At 41.4% G+C, this 17,582-nt stretch carries 17 protein-coding genes; 10 read left to right on the top strand and 7 right to left on the bottom strand.

The features are described from left to right. Positions 1-130: 130 nt before the first annotated feature. Both V7K89_RS29110 and V7K89_RS29105 read left to right on the top strand, forming a co-directional pair. Complete coding sequence (locus V7K89_RS29110) at positions 131-1,603, top strand: esterase/lipase family protein (protein ID WP_335193484.1); 1,473 nt, start codon at positions 131-133, stop codon at positions 1,601-1,603. A gap of 255 nt (positions 1,604-1,858) precedes the next feature. After that, the gene (locus V7K89_RS29105; protein WP_335193482.1) at positions 1,859-2,650 is read left to right on the top strand and encodes an SDR family NAD(P)-dependent oxidoreductase; all 792 of its coding nucleotides are present in this window, start codon (positions 1,859-1,861) and stop codon (positions 2,648-2,650) included. A 95-nt stretch (positions 2,651-2,745) separates the two neighbouring features. Here V7K89_RS29105 and radC read toward each other — a convergent pair whose 3' ends face one another. Beyond that, positions 2,746-3,477: a RadC family protein gene (gene radC / locus V7K89_RS29100; protein ID WP_335048676.1), complete on the bottom strand. Its 732-nt coding sequence runs from the start codon at positions 3,475-3,477 to the stop codon at positions 2,746-2,748. Between the two features lie 224 nt (positions 3,478-3,701). Between radC and V7K89_RS29095 the strand changes: the two genes are divergently transcribed. The 3 genes from V7K89_RS29095 to V7K89_RS29085 all read left to right on the top strand — a co-directional run bounded on the left by V7K89_RS29095 (position 3,702) and on the right by V7K89_RS29085 (position 5,001). Further along, positions 3,702-4,115: a toll/interleukin-1 receptor domain-containing protein gene (locus tag V7K89_RS29095; RefSeq protein ID WP_335193480.1), complete on the top strand. Its 414-nt coding sequence runs from the start codon at positions 3,702-3,704 to the stop codon at positions 4,113-4,115. Positions 4,116-4,136: 21 nt separating this feature from the next. Then, a complete protein-coding gene (locus V7K89_RS29090; RefSeq protein WP_335193478.1) occupies positions 4,137-4,550 on the top strand; it encodes a toll/interleukin-1 receptor domain-containing protein in 414 nt (137 codons plus the stop codon). Positions 4,551-4,728: 178 nt separating this feature from the next. Beyond that, the gene (locus V7K89_RS29085) at positions 4,729-5,001 is read left to right on the top strand and encodes a hypothetical protein (RefSeq protein ID WP_335193476.1); all 273 of its coding nucleotides are present in this window, start codon (positions 4,729-4,731) and stop codon (positions 4,999-5,001) included. Positions 5,002-5,102: 101 nt separating this feature from the next. On the opposite strand, the gene V7K89_RS29080 is transcribed toward V7K89_RS29085, so the two are convergent. Further along, a complete protein-coding gene (locus V7K89_RS29080) occupies positions 5,103-6,038 on the bottom strand; it encodes a phosphoribulokinase (protein WP_335193518.1) in 936 nt (311 codons plus the stop codon). A 210-nt stretch (positions 6,039-6,248) separates the two neighbouring features. Beyond that, positions 6,249-6,683, bottom strand: coding sequence for a CoA-binding protein (locus V7K89_RS29075; protein WP_335193474.1), 435 nt, complete (start codon positions 6,681-6,683; stop codon positions 6,249-6,251). A gap of 515 nt (positions 6,684-7,198) precedes the next feature. On the opposite strand from V7K89_RS29075, the gene V7K89_RS29070 reads away from it, so the two are divergent. Beyond that, positions 7,199-7,858 (top strand): class I SAM-dependent methyltransferase, encoded by a 660-nt coding sequence (locus V7K89_RS29070; RefSeq protein WP_335193472.1) that lies wholly within the window; start codon positions 7,199-7,201, stop codon positions 7,856-7,858. Between the two features lie 18 nt (positions 7,859-7,876). Here the strand turns inward: V7K89_RS29070 and aroA are convergent, their stop codons facing one another. Next, positions 7,877-9,157: a 3-phosphoshikimate 1-carboxyvinyltransferase gene (gene aroA / locus V7K89_RS29065; RefSeq protein ID WP_335193470.1), complete on the bottom strand. Its 1,281-nt coding sequence runs from the start codon at positions 9,155-9,157 to the stop codon at positions 7,877-7,879. Between the two features lie 196 nt (positions 9,158-9,353). Here aroA and obgE point away from each other — a divergent pair, with 196 nt between their 5' ends. Then, positions 9,354-10,382, top strand: coding sequence for a GTPase ObgE (obgE, locus tag V7K89_RS29060; protein ID WP_335193468.1), 1,029 nt, complete (start codon positions 9,354-9,356; stop codon positions 10,380-10,382). A gap of 156 nt (positions 10,383-10,538) precedes the next feature. Here obgE and V7K89_RS29055 read toward each other — a convergent pair whose 3' ends face one another. Next, positions 10,539-13,577 carry a PAS domain-containing sensor histidine kinase gene (locus V7K89_RS29055; RefSeq protein ID WP_335193466.1) on the bottom strand — a complete coding sequence of 1,013 codons (3,039 nt, stop codon included), beginning with the start codon at positions 13,575-13,577 and terminating at the stop codon, positions 10,539-10,541. A gap of 317 nt (positions 13,578-13,894) precedes the next feature. Here V7K89_RS29055 and V7K89_RS29050 point away from each other — a divergent pair, with 317 nt between their 5' ends. From V7K89_RS29050 to V7K89_RS29040, 3 genes are all read left to right on the top strand, one after another. Next, positions 13,895-14,500 (top strand): vWA domain-containing protein, encoded by a 606-nt coding sequence (locus tag V7K89_RS29050; protein WP_334908204.1) that lies wholly within the window; start codon positions 13,895-13,897, stop codon positions 14,498-14,500. A 149-nt stretch (positions 14,501-14,649) separates the two neighbouring features. After that, complete coding sequence (locus tag V7K89_RS29045) at positions 14,650-15,255, top strand: vWA domain-containing protein (protein WP_335193464.1); 606 nt, start codon at positions 14,650-14,652, stop codon at positions 15,253-15,255. Positions 15,256-15,382: 127 nt separating this feature from the next. Continuing rightward, positions 15,383-15,778 carry a salt stress protein, Slr1339 family gene (locus tag V7K89_RS29040; RefSeq protein WP_335193462.1) on the top strand — a complete coding sequence of 132 codons (396 nt, stop codon included), beginning with the start codon at positions 15,383-15,385 and terminating at the stop codon, positions 15,776-15,778. A gap of 84 nt (positions 15,779-15,862) precedes the next feature. On the opposite strand, the gene V7K89_RS29035 is transcribed toward V7K89_RS29040, so the two are convergent. Next, complete coding sequence (locus tag V7K89_RS29035) at positions 15,863-16,204, bottom strand: winged helix-turn-helix transcriptional regulator (RefSeq protein WP_322673153.1); 342 nt, start codon at positions 16,202-16,204, stop codon at positions 15,863-15,865. Positions 16,205-16,598: 394 nt separating this feature from the next. Next, a complete protein-coding gene (locus V7K89_RS29030; RefSeq protein ID WP_335193460.1) occupies positions 16,599-17,342 on the bottom strand; it encodes a ferritin-like domain-containing protein in 744 nt (247 codons plus the stop codon). Positions 17,343-17,582 lie beyond the last annotated feature (240 nt).

Genomic DNA, 17,582 nt, shown 5'->3' with positions numbered 1-17,582 from the left:
CTAGGAGCGCAGAGAATTCACTACGAATTCATAAAATATTGTACAAAGATAACTGGTCTGGATATTTTTTCTCGTTCCTAGATTTAACCTGGGAATGAGAAAGAATATTTATTAAACAGGAAGGATATATATGCAGTATTTACCAATCATTTTTGTTCGTGGATATGCAGGTACACAAAAAGACGTTGAGCAAACAGTTGACGATCCCTTTTATGGATTCAATAGTGGTTCAACCCATATTCGAGTAGATGAGAATGAAAATCCTCGGAAGTTTTTTTTCGAGAGTCCATTGCTACGGCTAATGACCGATCATGGTTATCAACCAATTGTTGACAATCAGAATGTGAGCAATCAGATTAAAAGATTGTCCGATCAACTTCATAAAACTATTTGGATCTATCGATTTTATGATATATCTACACCGAGTTTTGGCTCCTCAAGTGTAGTCCGCCAAGAGATAGAGGATATAGCAAAGGGTTTAAGAAACCTGATTCAAAATGTTAAGGAAACCACAGGAGCGGACAAAATTTATCTTGTCGCCCACTCAATGGGAGGTCTTGTTTGTCGCAGTTTGATTCAAAAGATTTATCCAGAAACGAACGACGCAGCTACCAATCACATTGACAAATTCTTTACCTACGGTACACCTCATGGTGGCATTGTTTTTGATATTGGAAATGGCTTGATCGAAAACCTGAGAGACACCTTGAGATTAAATAATTCTGATGACTTTGGCCCCCAGAGGATGTATCAGTATTTAACACCTAAAGCCCAGCTAACTGATGAGTTACCCAAGGGCTTTCAGTTAGAAAAACTACAAAGTATAGAGGACGCATTTTCACCAAACCGCGTTTTTTGTATTATCGGTACTAATGCTCATGATTATGAAGAAGGTTTTGGTCTTTCACGCCAGACAGTCGGAGTTAAAAGTGATGGTCTAGTTCAGATTGATAAAGCTTATATCATGGGTTCTCATCGTGCCTATATTCACCGTTCTCATGGTGGACGCTATGGCATGGTGAACTCGGAAGAAGGTTATCAAAACCTGCAACGATTTTTGTTTGGTGATATCCAGGTGAAACTCTCTCTTAGCAATGTCGAGTTAGAAGACCAGGACAAGAATTTTTATCAACTGGAAACTAGGGTGGCTTTGCGTGGTCTTCCTATTCCTATATATGAGCAAGCGATCGCTCATTATTGCCCAATTACACAAGAGTTAACTCGAACAGATAAACCTGTTCCCCTATTTACAGCTTTCTTAATCCCAAGAAACTCAGCCAATGACGATAATACCTGTAGATATGCCCTGCGTTTAGCACTGCATTCCTTCACAAAACAAGAGACGAATTGGTTACATGACCATCATCTCGATCAAGTACCTCTATGGTCTGACTATCTAATTACTGATGTTGCCGAATCAAATAGCACTTATGAGGCTAAATACAGTTGGAATTCTGATCAAAAAGAGCCACTAACAAAGTTAAATCCGACTTCTGAATCCAGTTCCGGTATATATGTTGCGTATGTTCCTCTACCCGAACGCGGGCAAAAAGTTTTAGGAACAAATGCGGCAGTTCGTTTGGAAATTTCCCAATGGCAATAAATAAGTGCTTATTGTTGTGTAGTCAGTAATTAGTTTTGTTTACTTAGCACTTGTTAATTATTTTAGAGAGATAATAATCAAGGTTAAAGAGCGTTAGGTTAATAATGACTAATGACTAATAACTAATGATTCATAAAAGATATGAGTGAAAAAGAATGGAGAGATGTAGCCTACGTCTATATAAAGATTTTGGATTAATACATAGTTATTTTTACCAGATATCTATTTATTTCAAGCTGTTAACAGAGGAAAAGTATGCAGACTAATCGCAAAAAAACGGCTCTTATTACTGGTGCATCTAGCGGCATCGGTTATGAATTTGTGAAGTTATTTGCTCAGGATGGTTACAATCTTGTATTGGTAGCTAGAAGCGTGGACAAGCTGAATAAAATCGCCGATGAATTTAAAAATAAATTTGGCATTAATGTCAAAGTTATTTCCAAGGATTTATCTAACCCGTCAGCCCCAGAAGAAATTTTCACGGAGCTAGAACAAGCATCGATTAATATTGATGTGCTGGTAAACAATGCTGGGTTTGCTACCTATGGATTATTTAACGAAATTGACCTGAATGCTGAAATACAATTGCTACAAGTCAATATCTTATGTCTGACACATTTAACCAAATTATTTCTCAACGGTATGGTTAAGCGGGGGTCTGGAAAAATATTAAACCTGGCCTCTACTGCTGCTTTTCAACCAGGGCCGCTGATGGCAGTATACTATGCCAGTAAAGCCTATGTCTTATCGTTCTCAGAAGCGATCGCTAATGAATTAGAAGGTACAGGTGTCTCAGTAACGGCACTTTGTCCAGGGCCTACAGAATCTGGTTTTCAACAAAGAGCTGCAATGGAAGACTCAAAGTTGGTAAGCGGTCAAAAAATTATGACTGCGGAAACAGTAGCCCAAATCGGCTATCGTGGTCTATTTGAAAACAAACCTGTTGTTGTTCCTGGAATTAAAAATAAGCTACTCGCTGAATCTGTAAGATTTACTCCCAGAAAGCTAGTGACTAAACTAGTCAGAAATATGCAAGAAAGCAAGTAGTAGGTCAGCGTAAATAATTAAGGCAGGGGGCAGGAGGCAGAATTCTTTAATTTTGAATTTTGAATTTTGAATTGATTTCCTCCTCTGCTTTTTCACTAATCCCCTTGCGGATGCTCATCCCACAAGGTTGTTAGTTCCCGTAAACTTTGATGATTGCCATTGCCCAAAATCAGATGATCTAGTACTGGAATGGCCAAAAGCTGCGCCCCTGCTAATAACTGACGCGTCAATTCTATATCTTCTTGGCTGGGTTCAAGGTTCCCAGAAGGATGGTTGTGGGCAACTATTACCCGTGTTGCACCTTGACGAATAACTTCTCGAAAAATATCACGAGGAGAGGCTAGGGTTTCGGTTGCGGTACCAATGGTAATTACTTGCGTACCCAATAAGCGATTCTTGACATCCAATAGCACCACTGCAAAACGTTCTTGTGTCTGCCACATCAAATCTTGACTGAGGGTAGCAGCAGCAGCAAGTGGGCTATCAATTAATGTGCCATCGTTGGGACGAGATTGAAAAGCGCGTTTACCCAATTCAATTGCTGCTAAGATACTTGTCGCCTTCGCCGGGCCAACACCAGAAATTTGCATCAACTCAGCAGGACTAACTTCTCGCAGAACTACCAAAGGATCGCGTTGGTGTTTGCCTAATTCACTCAAGATATATTGTCCCAAACCCACAGCAGATAGTTTTCCCGGACCTTGACCAGTGCCTAAAAGAATTGCGATTAACTCTGCTGTGGCTAAGATTTTGGCTCCATGCGTCATTAATCGTTCACGTGGACGCTCATTTGTAGGTAGGTCAGCAATTCTGAGGCAATAGGTCATAGGAAACTAAGAAAATAGCACCACACATAGAACTATCCTTATTTATCCCTTGTTTGCTTTCAAAATCATCTTTATTTGAGAAAATCTTTAATTTTGGGGAATTTTACCTCTAGTTCCTATGTAGAGATACCTTTGATAACACCATCTTCTCAAATACTTGCCACGAGATTTAGATAAAATTGGATTTAGTCTATTAATCGAACAAACTTGAGATAGGAGATGAGATGAAGGTATTTATCAGCTACAACTCTCAAGATAGAAAGTTAGCTTGGCAAATTGCTGATGCTCTGCGTGCAGATTTCCAAGTTTGGGACGATACTCAATTCTTTCCAGGCGATAACTGGGCAGAAGTTATTGCTAATGAGCTTCGAGAGTCTGATGCAATGGTTATTTTACTAACGCCTAACTCAGTTTATTCTCCTTACATGAATGCCGAAGTAGGCTATGCTCTAGGCGAACAGGGCTATAAAGGTCGGGTAATTCCTGTCCTTGCTGCTCCTTCTGAGCAAATTTCTCAACTAGAACTAGAAATTCCCTGGATTCTGAAGAAATTTGGGATAATTTACTTATCAAATCTTGAGCATGATGAGGAAGGTTTGAGAAATATTACTCAAGCTCTCAAAAAAGCTGCTGCTTAACAGGAGTGGATTTTCTAAATAATGATACCAAATGAAGCTTTTCTTTCCCATTCAAGCCAAGATCAAGAATTTGTTTCTAAATTAGCAGAAGTTCTACGTCAGCATAGCATTCCAGTTTGGTACAGCAAAACGAACATTTTAGGTGCACAGCAATGGCATGATGAGATTGGAAATGCACTAAAAAGATGTGATTGGTTCCTTGTAGTACTTTCTCCAAACTCAGTAAATTCAATGTGGGTTAAGCGGGAGTTAATATTTGCCCTCCAACAGAATCGTTTTGAAAATAAGATTGTTCCAATTATTTATCAACCTTGCAATTATGAGCAGCTTTCTTGGGTTTTATCAAGTTTTCAAATGATCAATTTTCAAGGAGATTTTGAAGATGGTTGTCGTAATATTTTACGTCTATGGGGCATAGGCTATCAAATACTTTAGGGACTTCCAAATAAAAAAAACCAATAGCTGGGGGAGCAGTTCTTGAGCAGGGGGAGAAGAATCTGATAGTCGTCTTAGATGCAGGAATTGGGTAATTTAATTTTTGGAATTCTCTTAGTAATCGCCTGGTTACAGAATCAGTCTAGAAGGTTCAAGCATCCCGCTATTTTATGCAGAGGTGATTGATGCAGAAAATCGATACCACGTCATTCCCCGCACCGACCTGGTGAAGAATAATTGGGAGTTTGCCGAAGTCTGGATTGATGCAATGCTGTCGCCTCCCTATGTGTTGTTACTTCTTGTTGATCCAGAGGGAAAGTGTTGTGTATACGATCCCGCCGAGGGTTATAAAGTCATATTTGCTTGTTCAAGTTACGAAGAGGCTGAACTCTGGTTGCTAGAAGATGAGTATGAGCCGATTGAAGGGCGTGTTTGTGCATCTGAAGTTTGAGTAAGCAAAGTGCGTTAGTTTGCCGTCGCAGGCATCGTATAATTCAGCAGCCCAACACTACACGCGATCGCAAACACTTTTAACCTCTTCATTTTCGCTAATTACTGATGAATTTGCGTTGCTTTGAGCATGTGGTAGGTAATGATCAATTGAGTCAAAGCCAAAGGATAACTTTGCAGTGTTTCTCCAGTTGTACCAGCAATTTTACCCAGCTCTGGATTACTTTCGCGATCGCAAATATTTCTTAAATGAGGCATATCCGAACATATAATATGCTCTAGCTTATTCACCTGTTCTAAAGTGGCATGACCATCAACTTCTAAGACATCTACAGGCTTACTCATATCCCTGTCTAGTCCCAGACGGATGGCTGACTCGGAATTCCAGCCAGAGGTAGTAATTGTAGTGAAATCTGGGTGAGGAATTGTTGGGCGCAGTACTAGGCGGACATTCAGGTGTCCGTTGGTTTCATCTTCTTCCTCAGTGGGTGGGTAGAAACTAATTACAATATCAGACCATTGTCGCTGGGGACGGATAAATTCTGCTGAATCTGGTTCGCGCTTTTCTAGTTCCGCTAGTACTTGTTCCGGTGTGTAGCCACGCTTTTGCGTATCTCGCTTGACTTTCCAGTTAGCACGTAATTCTTCAGGAGGCGCAAGGTAGACTTTAACATCATAAGAGTCACGAGCAGCACGAGTAGAATAACCGAGTAATCCTTCAATAATGACGAATTTATTCGGCTTGATATACTGTGGTGGCTCGAATGTGCCAGTTTTATGGCTGTAAACTGGCTTAAGAATTGGTTGTCCTGTGCGTAGCAGCGACAGATGTTGCTGCATAATATCTAAATGATTGCAGTCAGGGTGGAGAGCAGTGATGCCAATTTCTGCACGTTGTTGGCGATCATAACGGTGATAATCATCTGTACAAATGAGCGTGACATTTTCTGGGCCGAGTACCTGAGCAATTCCTCGCGTTAGTGTTGTTTTACCAGCCGCGCTGTCGCCGACAATACCAAGAATTATTGGACGGCTCATCATAACCTCCCACAATAAAAATAACTTTAGTAATAAAATTACCTACAATAGTTTTTATTCTAGAAGGGTTTAAGCAAGTAACTCAAGTAAAGGCTTGGTATGCAATATCTCTACATATAGAATGTTTGTGCGTAGGCGCAGCCCGTCGTAGACATCGCTTTTTGCATAATAATTACCAGTTATTTGTACGCATAATTATGGTTGCTCCCACTAGATATCCCCGGCTGAACCTACTCTTAGCCGCAGATATTCAACTTTAATACAAGCATCCATAACCACATTTAGTCCTGCATCTATAGCTTTTTGTGCTGATGGTTGATGCCAGATACCCAGTTGTGTCCATACAGTTTTCGCGTTGATAGAAATTGCTTCATCTACAATTTCTGGCAAGTACTCAGAACGGCGAAACACGTTAACAATATCTACGGGTTCGGGTAATTCCTGGAGTGCAGGATAACTGGGTTGACCGTCAATTTCTTTAATTAAAGGGTTGACGGCATAAACTGTATAGCCTGTTTGCCGCAAGAATTGGGCGATTTGATAACTAGTGCGTTCACGTTTATTAGAGTGACCTACAACAGCGATGGTTTTGGCTTGGGTCAACACCTCACGCAAAGCGTTATCATCTTCTTTAAGATTTGGCATGATCTAAATATCCTAAGCGATCGCTTTGCTTATCATACTGAAAGGCAGGAGGCAGAAGGGAATATTGTAAAATGCACTTTTAAGCTTGCAGTAAAAGGATTTTATAACTCTAGCAAGACAGCCCTCTGCCTCGTCCCTTACCCTAATAAAGAGCTAAACTTAGTGCCATTCCATACTGAGTTGCATTTAAATATAATTTTGAATTCTAAAAAATCGTCTACGAGTATAAAAGACTCGTCGGCGAGTATCAAAGACTCATTCACGAGTATAAAAGACTCGTCGGCGAGTATCAAAGACTCATTCGCGAGTATCAAAGACTCATTCACGAGTATAAAAGACTCGTCGGCGAGTATCAAAGACTCATTCGCGAGTATCAAAGACTCATTCACGAGTATAAAAGACTCGTCGGCGAGTATCAAAGACTCATTCACGAGCATAAAAGACTCGTCGGCGAGTATCAAAGACTCATCCCCTATTCTCCATGCCCAATGCCCAATGCCCAATGCCCAATACCCATGACAATTAAAACATTAGGACTCGAACAAAACCTCCACGAATATTTACTGTCAATCTCTCTGCGAGAACCAAAAATTTTAACCCAATTAAGACAGGAAACAGCCCAGTATCCGATAGGGAGAATGCAGATTGCTCCTGAACAAGGGCAGTTTTTGGCGTTACTGGTGCAATTGTTGGCAGCTAAGAAAACTTTGGAAATTGGGGTATTTACAGGTTATAGTTCCCTAGTGGTAGCGTTGGCATTACCGAGAGACGGTAAGGTGGTAGCCTGTGATATCAGTGAGGAATTTACAACGATCGCTCGGCGCTATTGGCAGCAAGCAGGAGTGGCAGATAAAATTCAACTGCACATTGCCCCAGCTTTGCAGACTTTGGATCGGCTACTGGCTACAGAAGCAGAAACTTTTGATTTTGCCTTCATCGATGCAGATAAGAGCAACTATGATGGCTATTATGAGCGATCGCTGCAATTAGTGCGTCCGGGGGGATTGATTGCGATCGATAATGTTCTCTGGTCAGGTAGGGTTGCCGATACCCAGGTGCAAGATAATAGAACGAAAAGAATTCGTGCCTTTAATCAAAAGCTGCATCAAGACCAGCGAGTAAGTCTTAGTTTAGTAGCGATCGCAGATGGCTTAACTTTGGCACTGAAAAAGTAAGTTTGGCGAAAATAGCTCTTATTGCTCTAACATTTGGAAGAATCGCGTAAAGTAATCTGGAAAAGTCTTTGCTGTGCAACCAGGATCTTTAATTACAATCCCTGGAACCTTCAAGCCAGTGACAGCAAAAGCCATCGCCATTCGATGATCGTGATAGGTTTCAATCGCCGCTGGGGTAATGGGCCCAGGCTCAATTTTTAGTCTATCTGCAAATTCTTCAACCTCAACACCTAGCCGACGCAACTCTGTGACAACAGCTTTAATTCGGTCGGTTTCTTTATATCGAATATGTTCCACGTTACGAATCGTAATTGGAGAACTGGCAAAGGGAGCGATCGCTCCTAATGTTTGCACTAGATCCGATATATCATTCATATCAATGTCGATGCCTTGCAATTGCCTCGGCCCCGTCACTTCGGTGTAATCATCCGAATCCTTAATTTGGCAACCCATCTGTTCTAAAACATTCAGCCACAGAATATCACCCTGACAGGATTGTTTAGTCAAATGCTTTACTCGCACCCGTCCACCCGTGACGGCGGCGGCGGCAAAAAAGTAAGAAGCATTTGATGCATCGGGTTCTACAGTGTAATGTCGAGCTTGGTAACGTTGACCTGCTTTGATCTGAAACTGATTATCGCCGATTTGCATCACTTCCACGCCAAAGTCTGCCATCAGACGACAGGTCATTTTCACGTAAGACTGAGAAACCAGTGTACCCTCAACCTCAACAATTGTGTCTTGTTGAGCATAAGGCGCAATCATCAGCAATGCCGAAAGTTGCTGACTTGTTTGGTTGGCTTTCAACCGAAAATTTCCGCCAGCGAATCCCTGACTATAGACGGTGTAGGGCATAAACCCGGAGTTTCCCTCAAAGTTAACAGTTGCTCCACCTGTTTGCAGCACCGTCAACAAGTCACCCATCGGTCGTTCTCGCATCCGGGGAACCCCATCTAGGCGATATTCGCCATTCCCCAGTGCCACCAGCGCCGAAATAAACCGTGCTGCTGTACCTGCCAAACCCACAAACAAATCTGCCTGTTTAGCTGGAATCTCGCCTCCCCTTCCCGCCACTTGAATTTGTGCCAGCTGAGGATTCAAAGTAATGGGAATACCCAACTGCTCTACACATTTGGCAAAATACTCGCTGTCTTCACTAAATAAGGCATTTTCTAAAATTGAGTCACCTTGCGCTAACGCCGTGACAAGCAACGCTCGATTGGTAAGACTTTTAGAACCAGGAATTTCTACCGTGGCATCCACTGGCCGATTCAGAGCAGGAATTGCAATGGTATCCACTTTAAACCTCTACGTAGACGGTTAGCTACAACTTTCTTTATATATTCCCATATCTTGAGCAAAAGGGGCAGGGAAGTAAAAAGTGTAAGTTACAAGTAGATAGTGAGGAATAAGATTTTAAAACTTATAATTTATAACTCGCCTATAACTCAGCACTGGCTCAACGCCAGCTATCCGCTAACAGGACTCTAGAAAGATGCAATTTATCGATCAAGCAAAAATTGAAGTTGAAGCTGGTAAAGGCGGCGATGGTATTGTCGCTTTTCGGCGAGAGAAATACGTGCCGACTGGTGGCCCCTCCGGTGGTAATGGAGGACGAGGTGGTTCGGTATTTTTCGTTGCTGAAGAAAACCTCCAAACTTTGTTGGACTTCAGATACAACCATCGCTTCCAGGCAGAAAAGGGTACTCGTGGCGGGCCAAATAACTGCACTGGGGCAGCAGGAAAGGATTTAATTATTGAAGTTCCCTGCGGTACAACCATTTATGATGCTGAAACTGGCGAACTGCTGGGAGATTTAATTGAGTCTAAGCAGACTTTGCTAATTGCTCAAGGTGGTAAAGGCGGACTGGGAAATCAGCATTTCTTGAGTAACCGTAATCGCGCCCCAGAATATGCCCTCCCAGGATTACCAGGGGAAATAAAGCAGTTGCGTCTGGAGTTAAAACTTTTGGCAGAAGTGGGGATTATTGGCTTACCCAATGCTGGTAAATCCACTTTAATTTCATCTTTATCCGCTGCACGTCCAAAAATTGCAGATTACCCTTTTACCACTCTCATTCCAAATTTGGGTGTAGTGCAAAAACCTACTGGCGATGGTACTGTTTTCGCCGACATTCCCGGACTAATTGAAGGAGCAGCTCATGGCGCAGGGCTGGGACATGATTTCTTACGCCATATCGAGCGCACGCGGGTACTACTTCACTTGATTGATGCCACTAGTGAGGATGTGGTTAGAGACTACAACACAATTAAGGAAGAATTACAAGCTTATGGACGGGGTTTAGCAGAACGTCCGCAAATTTTGGCGCTGAATAAAATTGATGCAGTCGATCGGGAAACTATCGATTTGGAGGCGTTAGCCACCCAACTTAATCATCTCTCCTATGCCCCGGTTTTTATGATTTCAGCAGTTACTCGCACCGGGTTAGAGCCGATGTTACAAGAAATTTGGGGAATTCTCGACCAAATAAAGGTTCCTGAAGAAGTGGAGGCATTTAGATAATTACTAATTCGTAATTCATAATTTGTAATTACTACTTTCATAAGGAAAGTAGCTGTTGGCAGCAGAAATACTTTTTTTTACTCACGGGATCAAGCTTTTAAAATTACGAATTACGTAGCTTGCTTCTCGCCAGAGGCGAGTATTATTAATTACGAATTATGTTGATGTATCCTGGATCAGGGGAATCTTAATCACAAACTCAGCGCCTTGTCCTAGCTGTGAAAAACATTCTAAGGAACCGCCATGTCTTTCTGTAATGATTTGGTAGCTAATGGCAAGACCCATTCCTGTACCTTGACCGATGGGTTTGGTGGTAAAGAAGGGGTCAAATAGTTGTTTTTTATCATCTTCTGGTATTCCCAACCCATTGTCAGTAATCCTAATTGTTACCTGATTTGGCTGTTGTAGTTGGGTACGAATGCAAATTTGTGGGGAAGTTCTTTGCTCTATGTTTCCGGCATTTTCCCAAGGAATAGGACAAATGATGAATGACTCTTCCAAGGCATCGATCGCATTTGACAAAATATTCATAAATACTTGATTTAGCTGCCCCGCGTAACATTCAACCAACGGTAGATTACCGTATTCTTTGATTATTTCAATTGTCGGGCGCTGGTCATTACCCTTGAGGCGGTTTTGCAAAATCATCAAAGTGCTGTCGATTCCCTGATGGATATCAACAGCTTTCATTTCGGCTTCATCTAAACGCGAAAACGTTCGCAGGGAAAGTACAATCTCGCGAATGCGGTCTGCCCCAACTTTCATTGAATTAATTATTTGTGGCAAATCTGATTTCAAAAAGTCTAGTTCGATTTGGTCTGCAAAATCCTGAATTTCTGGCGCAGGTTCAGGATAATGACTTTGGTAAAGTTGCAAAAGTGAAAGTAAATCTTGGGTGTATTCTTTGGCAGGGCTGAGGTTGCCATAAATAAAATTGACTGGGTTGTTGATTTCGTGTGCCACTCCTGCAACTAGTTGACCCAAACTGGACATCTTTTCAGTTTGAATTAAGTGAGTCTGGGTGTGTTGAAGTTCGCGGAGTGCAACTTTAAGTTTTTGGGCTTGTTGTCGTAGTTGCGCTTCCGACTTTAGCAAGGCTTCCTTGGCTTGTTTACGTTCTGTGATGTCCCTAATAATAGCTACCCGACAAAAAGGCTCTCCTGTTGCAGGATGTTTAACTATAAACAGGCTGCAATCAGTGGGAATTTCTATACCTGTTTGAAAATGCCTATAGCGAAACTCGCCTTGCCAGGAACCATGTTGAAATATCAAAGGAATAATTTGCTCTCTCAACTCTGCAAAAGCTTCTGGGGAATAAAAATCAACCAAGGATTTGGTTTTGGCTGCTTCCAGGCTACTAAGTCCCACCATCTTGAGTCCGGCAGGGTTCACATAGAGAATTTCTTCTTCCATTGAAGCAATACCAATAAAGTCGTTGCTGTTTTCAATCAAAGCGACAAATTTTTGCTGTTCCTCTTCAGCTCGTTTGCGTTCTGTGATGTCTAACACCATTGAGGCAACACCAAGCACCTGGCCATCAGCAGCCACTAACGGGTTGTTATACCACTCACCGACTATCGTCCTACCATCTTTAGTGACGTTCTCATTGACACTAAAACTTCCTCCTTGTTGTGTTAACAGGGCAATGAGAATCTCATTTACGTGCTTTCTAAGGTTTTCAGGTACTATGATCTCAAAATGATTTCCCAGCATTTCCTCTGTGGTATAGCCAAAGATTCTTTCTGCTGCTCGATTCCATGTCTGAACCTGAAAGTTGGTATTCCATTCAATAATCGCTAAGGGTGTTTGTTCAATCAACAACGCCAGTCTTTGCTGTGAAGTCCTGAGTTCTGCCTCTGCTTGCTTGTATTCGGTAATGTCACGAAAATACCAAATTCTACCGTAATAGTCTCCTAAAGATGATGTCTCACCACAAGTCCCTTGCTGTTTACGCACGGGTGCAGAATAGCGTTCAAAAATCTTTCCAGACTTGAGGAAAATTTCATCACGGCTACTTTCCTCTGGATGCTGGTAAAGATAATCCACTTTAGCCAGAAATTCGTCTGGATTTACTAGTTTGTCTAGTACCCATCTCAGAAGTTGGTGATCGTTGCGTGTTTGGAGTAGTGCCGCAGGAATTTGCCATAACTGGGAAAATTTCTGATTGGATGATGTAACTGTACGATTTTCATCAATAATCAGAATTCCGTCGATAGAAGCTTCTTGTTGAGCTTGTAGTACAGCATTCATGCGGTGTAGGTCTTTCTCTACTTGCTGGCGGTCGCGCAGCGCAGCTTGCTGTTCGCTGATGTCGCCAAGCAACCAACGCCAGCCGACCTGCTGACCCTGTGAATTATACATCGCAACCATCCTGATCTGAGCTGGAAAGGCTGTACCTCTTCGTGGCTGTAGATAGACTTCCCAATCCTGCACCTGCTGCAAATTTGCCAGTTGGTTCATCAAGGTTTGGCGGTCTGATTCAGCGATAAACAGAATAAATGGTTTACCTACTAGAAATTTTTGTTTCACAGATAGTAAAGCTGCGGCTACATAGTTAGCCTCTTTGATGATGCCGGCTACATCAGTCACCAAGTAAGCATCTGGGGCGAGATCAAACAAATCCTGGTAACGCTGATGCTCTAATTCAGCCGTTTCACGAGCGATCGCTAGTTCTTCGTTTTGTTGACGCAGTTCTTCTTCAATTACCCGGAGTTCTTCTAAGGTTTCTATCAGATTGGTAATATCAGCACCTCTGTCAGTCACAACCGCAATCTCGGCTTCATTGTGTAAAATAATGTCACGAATACTACCCACCAGAAATTTATTACCAGTCTCATCCTCAAAGCAAGACCTTTTTGTAGAGATAAGATGGGTTATACCCTGAGCATCAGTAAAAATACTCTGATTCTCATTAGTAATATTTGTGGTGAAAACCAGTTCATCTTTTTCCCGAAACACATCAGCTTCTGCTTGCGGAAAAAAATCATAATCTGACTTGCCAATTAATTCTTCTCGGCTATGACCGACGAAATCACAGTAGGTATCGTTAACTAATACCCAGCGATATTGACGGTCTTTGACAAAAATTGGGTCAGATATGCCGTTGATTGTCTGATACAGAAATGCCAAAGAAAAGTTTTGCTGCTGCGTGTTTTGTTTTGGCGCGGGTTTATCTAAGAAACTAGGATGGTTCATACCCGAATATTATCTCTAAAATTGAGCTAAACAAAAGCTGTTTAGCTCCGTGTGTGTCAGCGTGAGTATAATTTATTATTCCCAGACTAAATATTGATGCAACAGGGGATTGGGGGCTGGGAAGATTTTATTCTCTAGAGGAATAAAGAGATTAGGTTTGGTTAGGCGATGCCTGCGGCGGGCTACGCCAACGCATTCATCAAGTGTGGCGCGGCTTTTTTGAGTAGCATAATTGATACAAAACCTTAAAATGCTTGCTGTATGGTCAAATTCGTAGATTAGACTAGAACCATCAGGGTAACAATCAGAGGAATATTATGATGAGCGATCGTGACTATACCTTAATCATTGACAAAAGCGGTAGTATGTCTACACCCGACCAGGTGGGTGGTAGAAGTAGATGGGAAATTGCCCAAGAGTCTACTCTCGCTTTGGCCAGAAAGGCTGAACAGTTTGATCCTGATGGCATTACCGTTTACGTGTTTTCTGGGAGATTTAAACGCTACGATGATGTCACCTCAGCCAAAGTCGCCCAGATATTTCTCGAAAATGACCCTTCTGGCACGACAAACTTAGCAGGTGTACTTCAAGATGCGCTCAACAATTACTTTCAACGCAAAGCAGCTGGTAAAACCAAGCCAAACGGAGAGACAATTTTAGTTATCACCGATGGTGAACCAGATGATCGCAAGGCTGTGTTTGAAGTCATCATTCATGCTACTCGCCAAATGGAACGTGATGAAGAATTAGGAATTTCGATTATTCAAGTAGGTTCAGATGCCCAAGCAACTAAGTTCCTCAAAGCTTTGGATGACCAGTTGCAAAGTGTCGGCGCTAAATTTGATATTTGTGATACCGTCACTTTAGACGACTTAGAAGATATGAGTCTTGTAGATGTATTGACGAACGCAATAACTGACTAATATAGCAGAATTCAGAATTCAGGAGTAAAACACACTTTATACTTGGGTAACAGACTTCACTTGTGTACCTCACAAACTTAAAATCTGCTGTATGTTTATTGATCGCCCATAGTCCAGGAACTGTTAATTCTTTATTGGAGAATTGAATAATGCTAGAAAATCGTGATTATACCTTGATTATTGACAAAAGCGGTAGTATGGCAACCCAAGATCAAAAGGGTGGTAGAACTAGATGGGTTGCAGCCCAAGAATCAACTTTAGCTTTAGCTAGTAAGTGTGAGCAATTTGACCCAGATGGAATTACTATCTATGTATTTTCTGGCAAATTCAAGCGATACGAAAATGTCACATCCAGCAAGGTATCACAAATTTTCCGAGAGAACGATCCCTCTGGTACGACTGACTTGGCAAGTGTGTTAAAACATGCAACTGATGATTACCTTCAACGCAAAGCAGCCGGTCAAACCAAGCCAAATGGTGAAACAATTTTAGTAGTTACTGATGGTGAGCCGGATGATCGCAAAGCAGTCATGAGGGTGATTATTGAAGCTTCTCGTCGCATCGATCAAGATGAAGAATTAGCTATTTCTTTTATTCAAGTTGGCACAGATCAACAAGCTACCCGCTTTCTCAAAGTCTTAGATGATGAACTCCAAAGTGCTGGTGCCAAATTTGATATCTGTGACACCATTACTATGGAAGATATGGAAGATTTGAGTCTATCGGAAGTGCTACTCAATGCCATTAATGACTAGTACGCCACGGCGTAAATAGAGCAACCATTTAAAATCCCTAAAGAGCTTATTCCATAATACTTTTGACTTTTGACTTGTGACTTTTGACTTGCGGTACTAGCTATACTATTTATTAGGAATTGTAAAAATGGATTCTATTGATAAGCTATTAGCTGAACTTCAAACTGAATGCAAAGAAGTACAACTACAACAGCAGCAGTCAAAATCAGTTGTAGCCAAATCGTTTATTTCATCATCACCAAAGTCAGCATTTTTTATAGATAAGCTTTTAGCAGAAGTTAAGGCTGATTTTGCTGAAGAAGATGCTGCTGTTGAGTTAAAAAGACAGCAAGAAGTAGAACAGGAACGAATTCTACAAGAACAACTCAAAGCCAAACAATTAGAAGCTTTAAAAGTGCAGGCAAAAGAATGGTTAGCCAAAGTAGATCCACTTTCGTCTGAAGGACTTTGGTTTGAAAGATTTGCTGAAAGTTACCCTTCAAAATTAGAAGCAGCGATTGAATATTTAAGAAGTAATGAATAAAATAATTCGTAATTTTTAATTGTGAGAAATCTGCTAGCTAAAATTATAAGGTAGCTAATTATTAATTATTATCTATACTCAATATTAATGGTGATTTGTTCGAGCTAAATGTTGCACAGCCCATTCGTGCATAGCATAGAGAATTGGTTGCAAAGTTTCTCCTAAAGGCGTCAGTGAATATTCTACCTTGGGTGGGATTTGCGGATAAACTTCTCGATGAATAATGCCGTCTTCCTCCATTTCTCTGAGCTGCTGGGTTAGCATCTTTTGTGTAACTCCAGGTAAAGCTCGTTGCAACTCACCAAAGCGTTTGACGCCAGTCATTAATTCTCTAATAATCAAAACTTTCCAACGTCCGCCAATCACTTTTAGGGTAGTTTCTACTTCACAAGTCAGCCTGAAATGGTTTTCTGCTTCAGCTTTCATAGTTTTTTTGTAGGAATCACCTGACTCAGGTTTGCTGGATATACCGCTAGTTATCTGATTATTACTTATTTTAGGTTTTCCATCCTAGTGTAGCAGCTGCGGGAATATAAAAAGTTTTTCACAAGCCTAAGCAAGGAAGAACTGCCTGCTATATTGAAAAATTACGCGATCAATCTTATTTAAGATTATTAGATTGCGATCGCTGTTAAGGATCTCTGAGATGTTTTAGATATGTGATTTTAATTACGCAAGTTGCTTGAGTATCACTCGAATCATCGCAACATAAATAAATGCTTTAGTTGTGTTAAGTTATGACATTGAATATAGAAACCCTTGGCTAAGAAAAGTTTCAGCCAAGGGTAGTTGCTCATTAAATACTCAAGATATCTAATAATTACGTAGCTACCAACTCAGAATCGATTTCCGACGGTGCACTATCTTGGACTAACGATTGCGTTTCCCCATTACGCTGGAGGATACCGTCAACCATTGCCAACAAGGCATTCACCTTGCGAGTTCGCCACATATCTACAAGTTTTTCCACCTTAGTCGCAGACATCCGTCGCATCATCGCTTCATAGAGATAAGCAGCATGTCCAGTTTCATCTTGGGCAATACTTAGCATTCCTAACTTCAAATTACGAGCGGTTGGCTCGTTATCAGGTAATACTTTCGCCATTCGCGCAAAGTCTTTACTCGCATCTAACTCCAGAATGTATGTGCTAGCCATAAACACATCCCAATCAATCACAGCAGGCTTGAGCTGTTCTTGGGTGTAGCCCTCAAAGAATGCTGCGAAAAAGGGACTACGCTGTTGTGGTTTTTTTGTAGATGTAGTTTGGGGTTGACGCTTAAAATCTATAACTTGTTTATTTAGCTGTTGTAAGGCGTGGGCAAAAATTTGACCATGCTTAGTTTCATCTAATGCATGTTTTGCTAGTTTTTCGGCTAACCATGTATCGCCTTCGGCAGATGCGCGATCGCTAAGTGCAGATAAAAATGGCACAGAGCCAGATTCGGCCAACTGAAACCCCGCAAGGATATTAGGGCGGGTTTTAGAATCACGAATTTGAGCAGCAGAGTAATAGGCAAAGACACTTGAACCAGCTAGATGCAGAAGGTTAGTCAAGAAGTTCATCAGAAATTCCCGCTGACAATTGGAAGGTTACAATTCTTATACTAATCCGTATTTTCTATTCGGTTGCCGCCAGAAAGTCTTACCATTTGGAATTTTGAATTGTCTATGTAACTATGTCAACAGTTATGTCACTAGAAGCATAATATGGTTCTTGGCAACTTTTGGTGATCTAAGTTGAGGGAAGGCAGATGGCAGAGGGCAGAAGGCAGAAGTCAGAAAGATATAATTGAGATACTTCAA

This window comes from Nostoc sp. (genome assembly GCF_036917515.1).
Taxonomy (GTDB): domain Bacteria; phylum Cyanobacteriota; class Cyanobacteriia; order Cyanobacteriales; family Nostocaceae; genus Nostoc.
The sequence above is the reverse complement of the archived record's forward strand: the minus strand, read 5'-3'. Positions and strand labels throughout refer to the sequence as shown.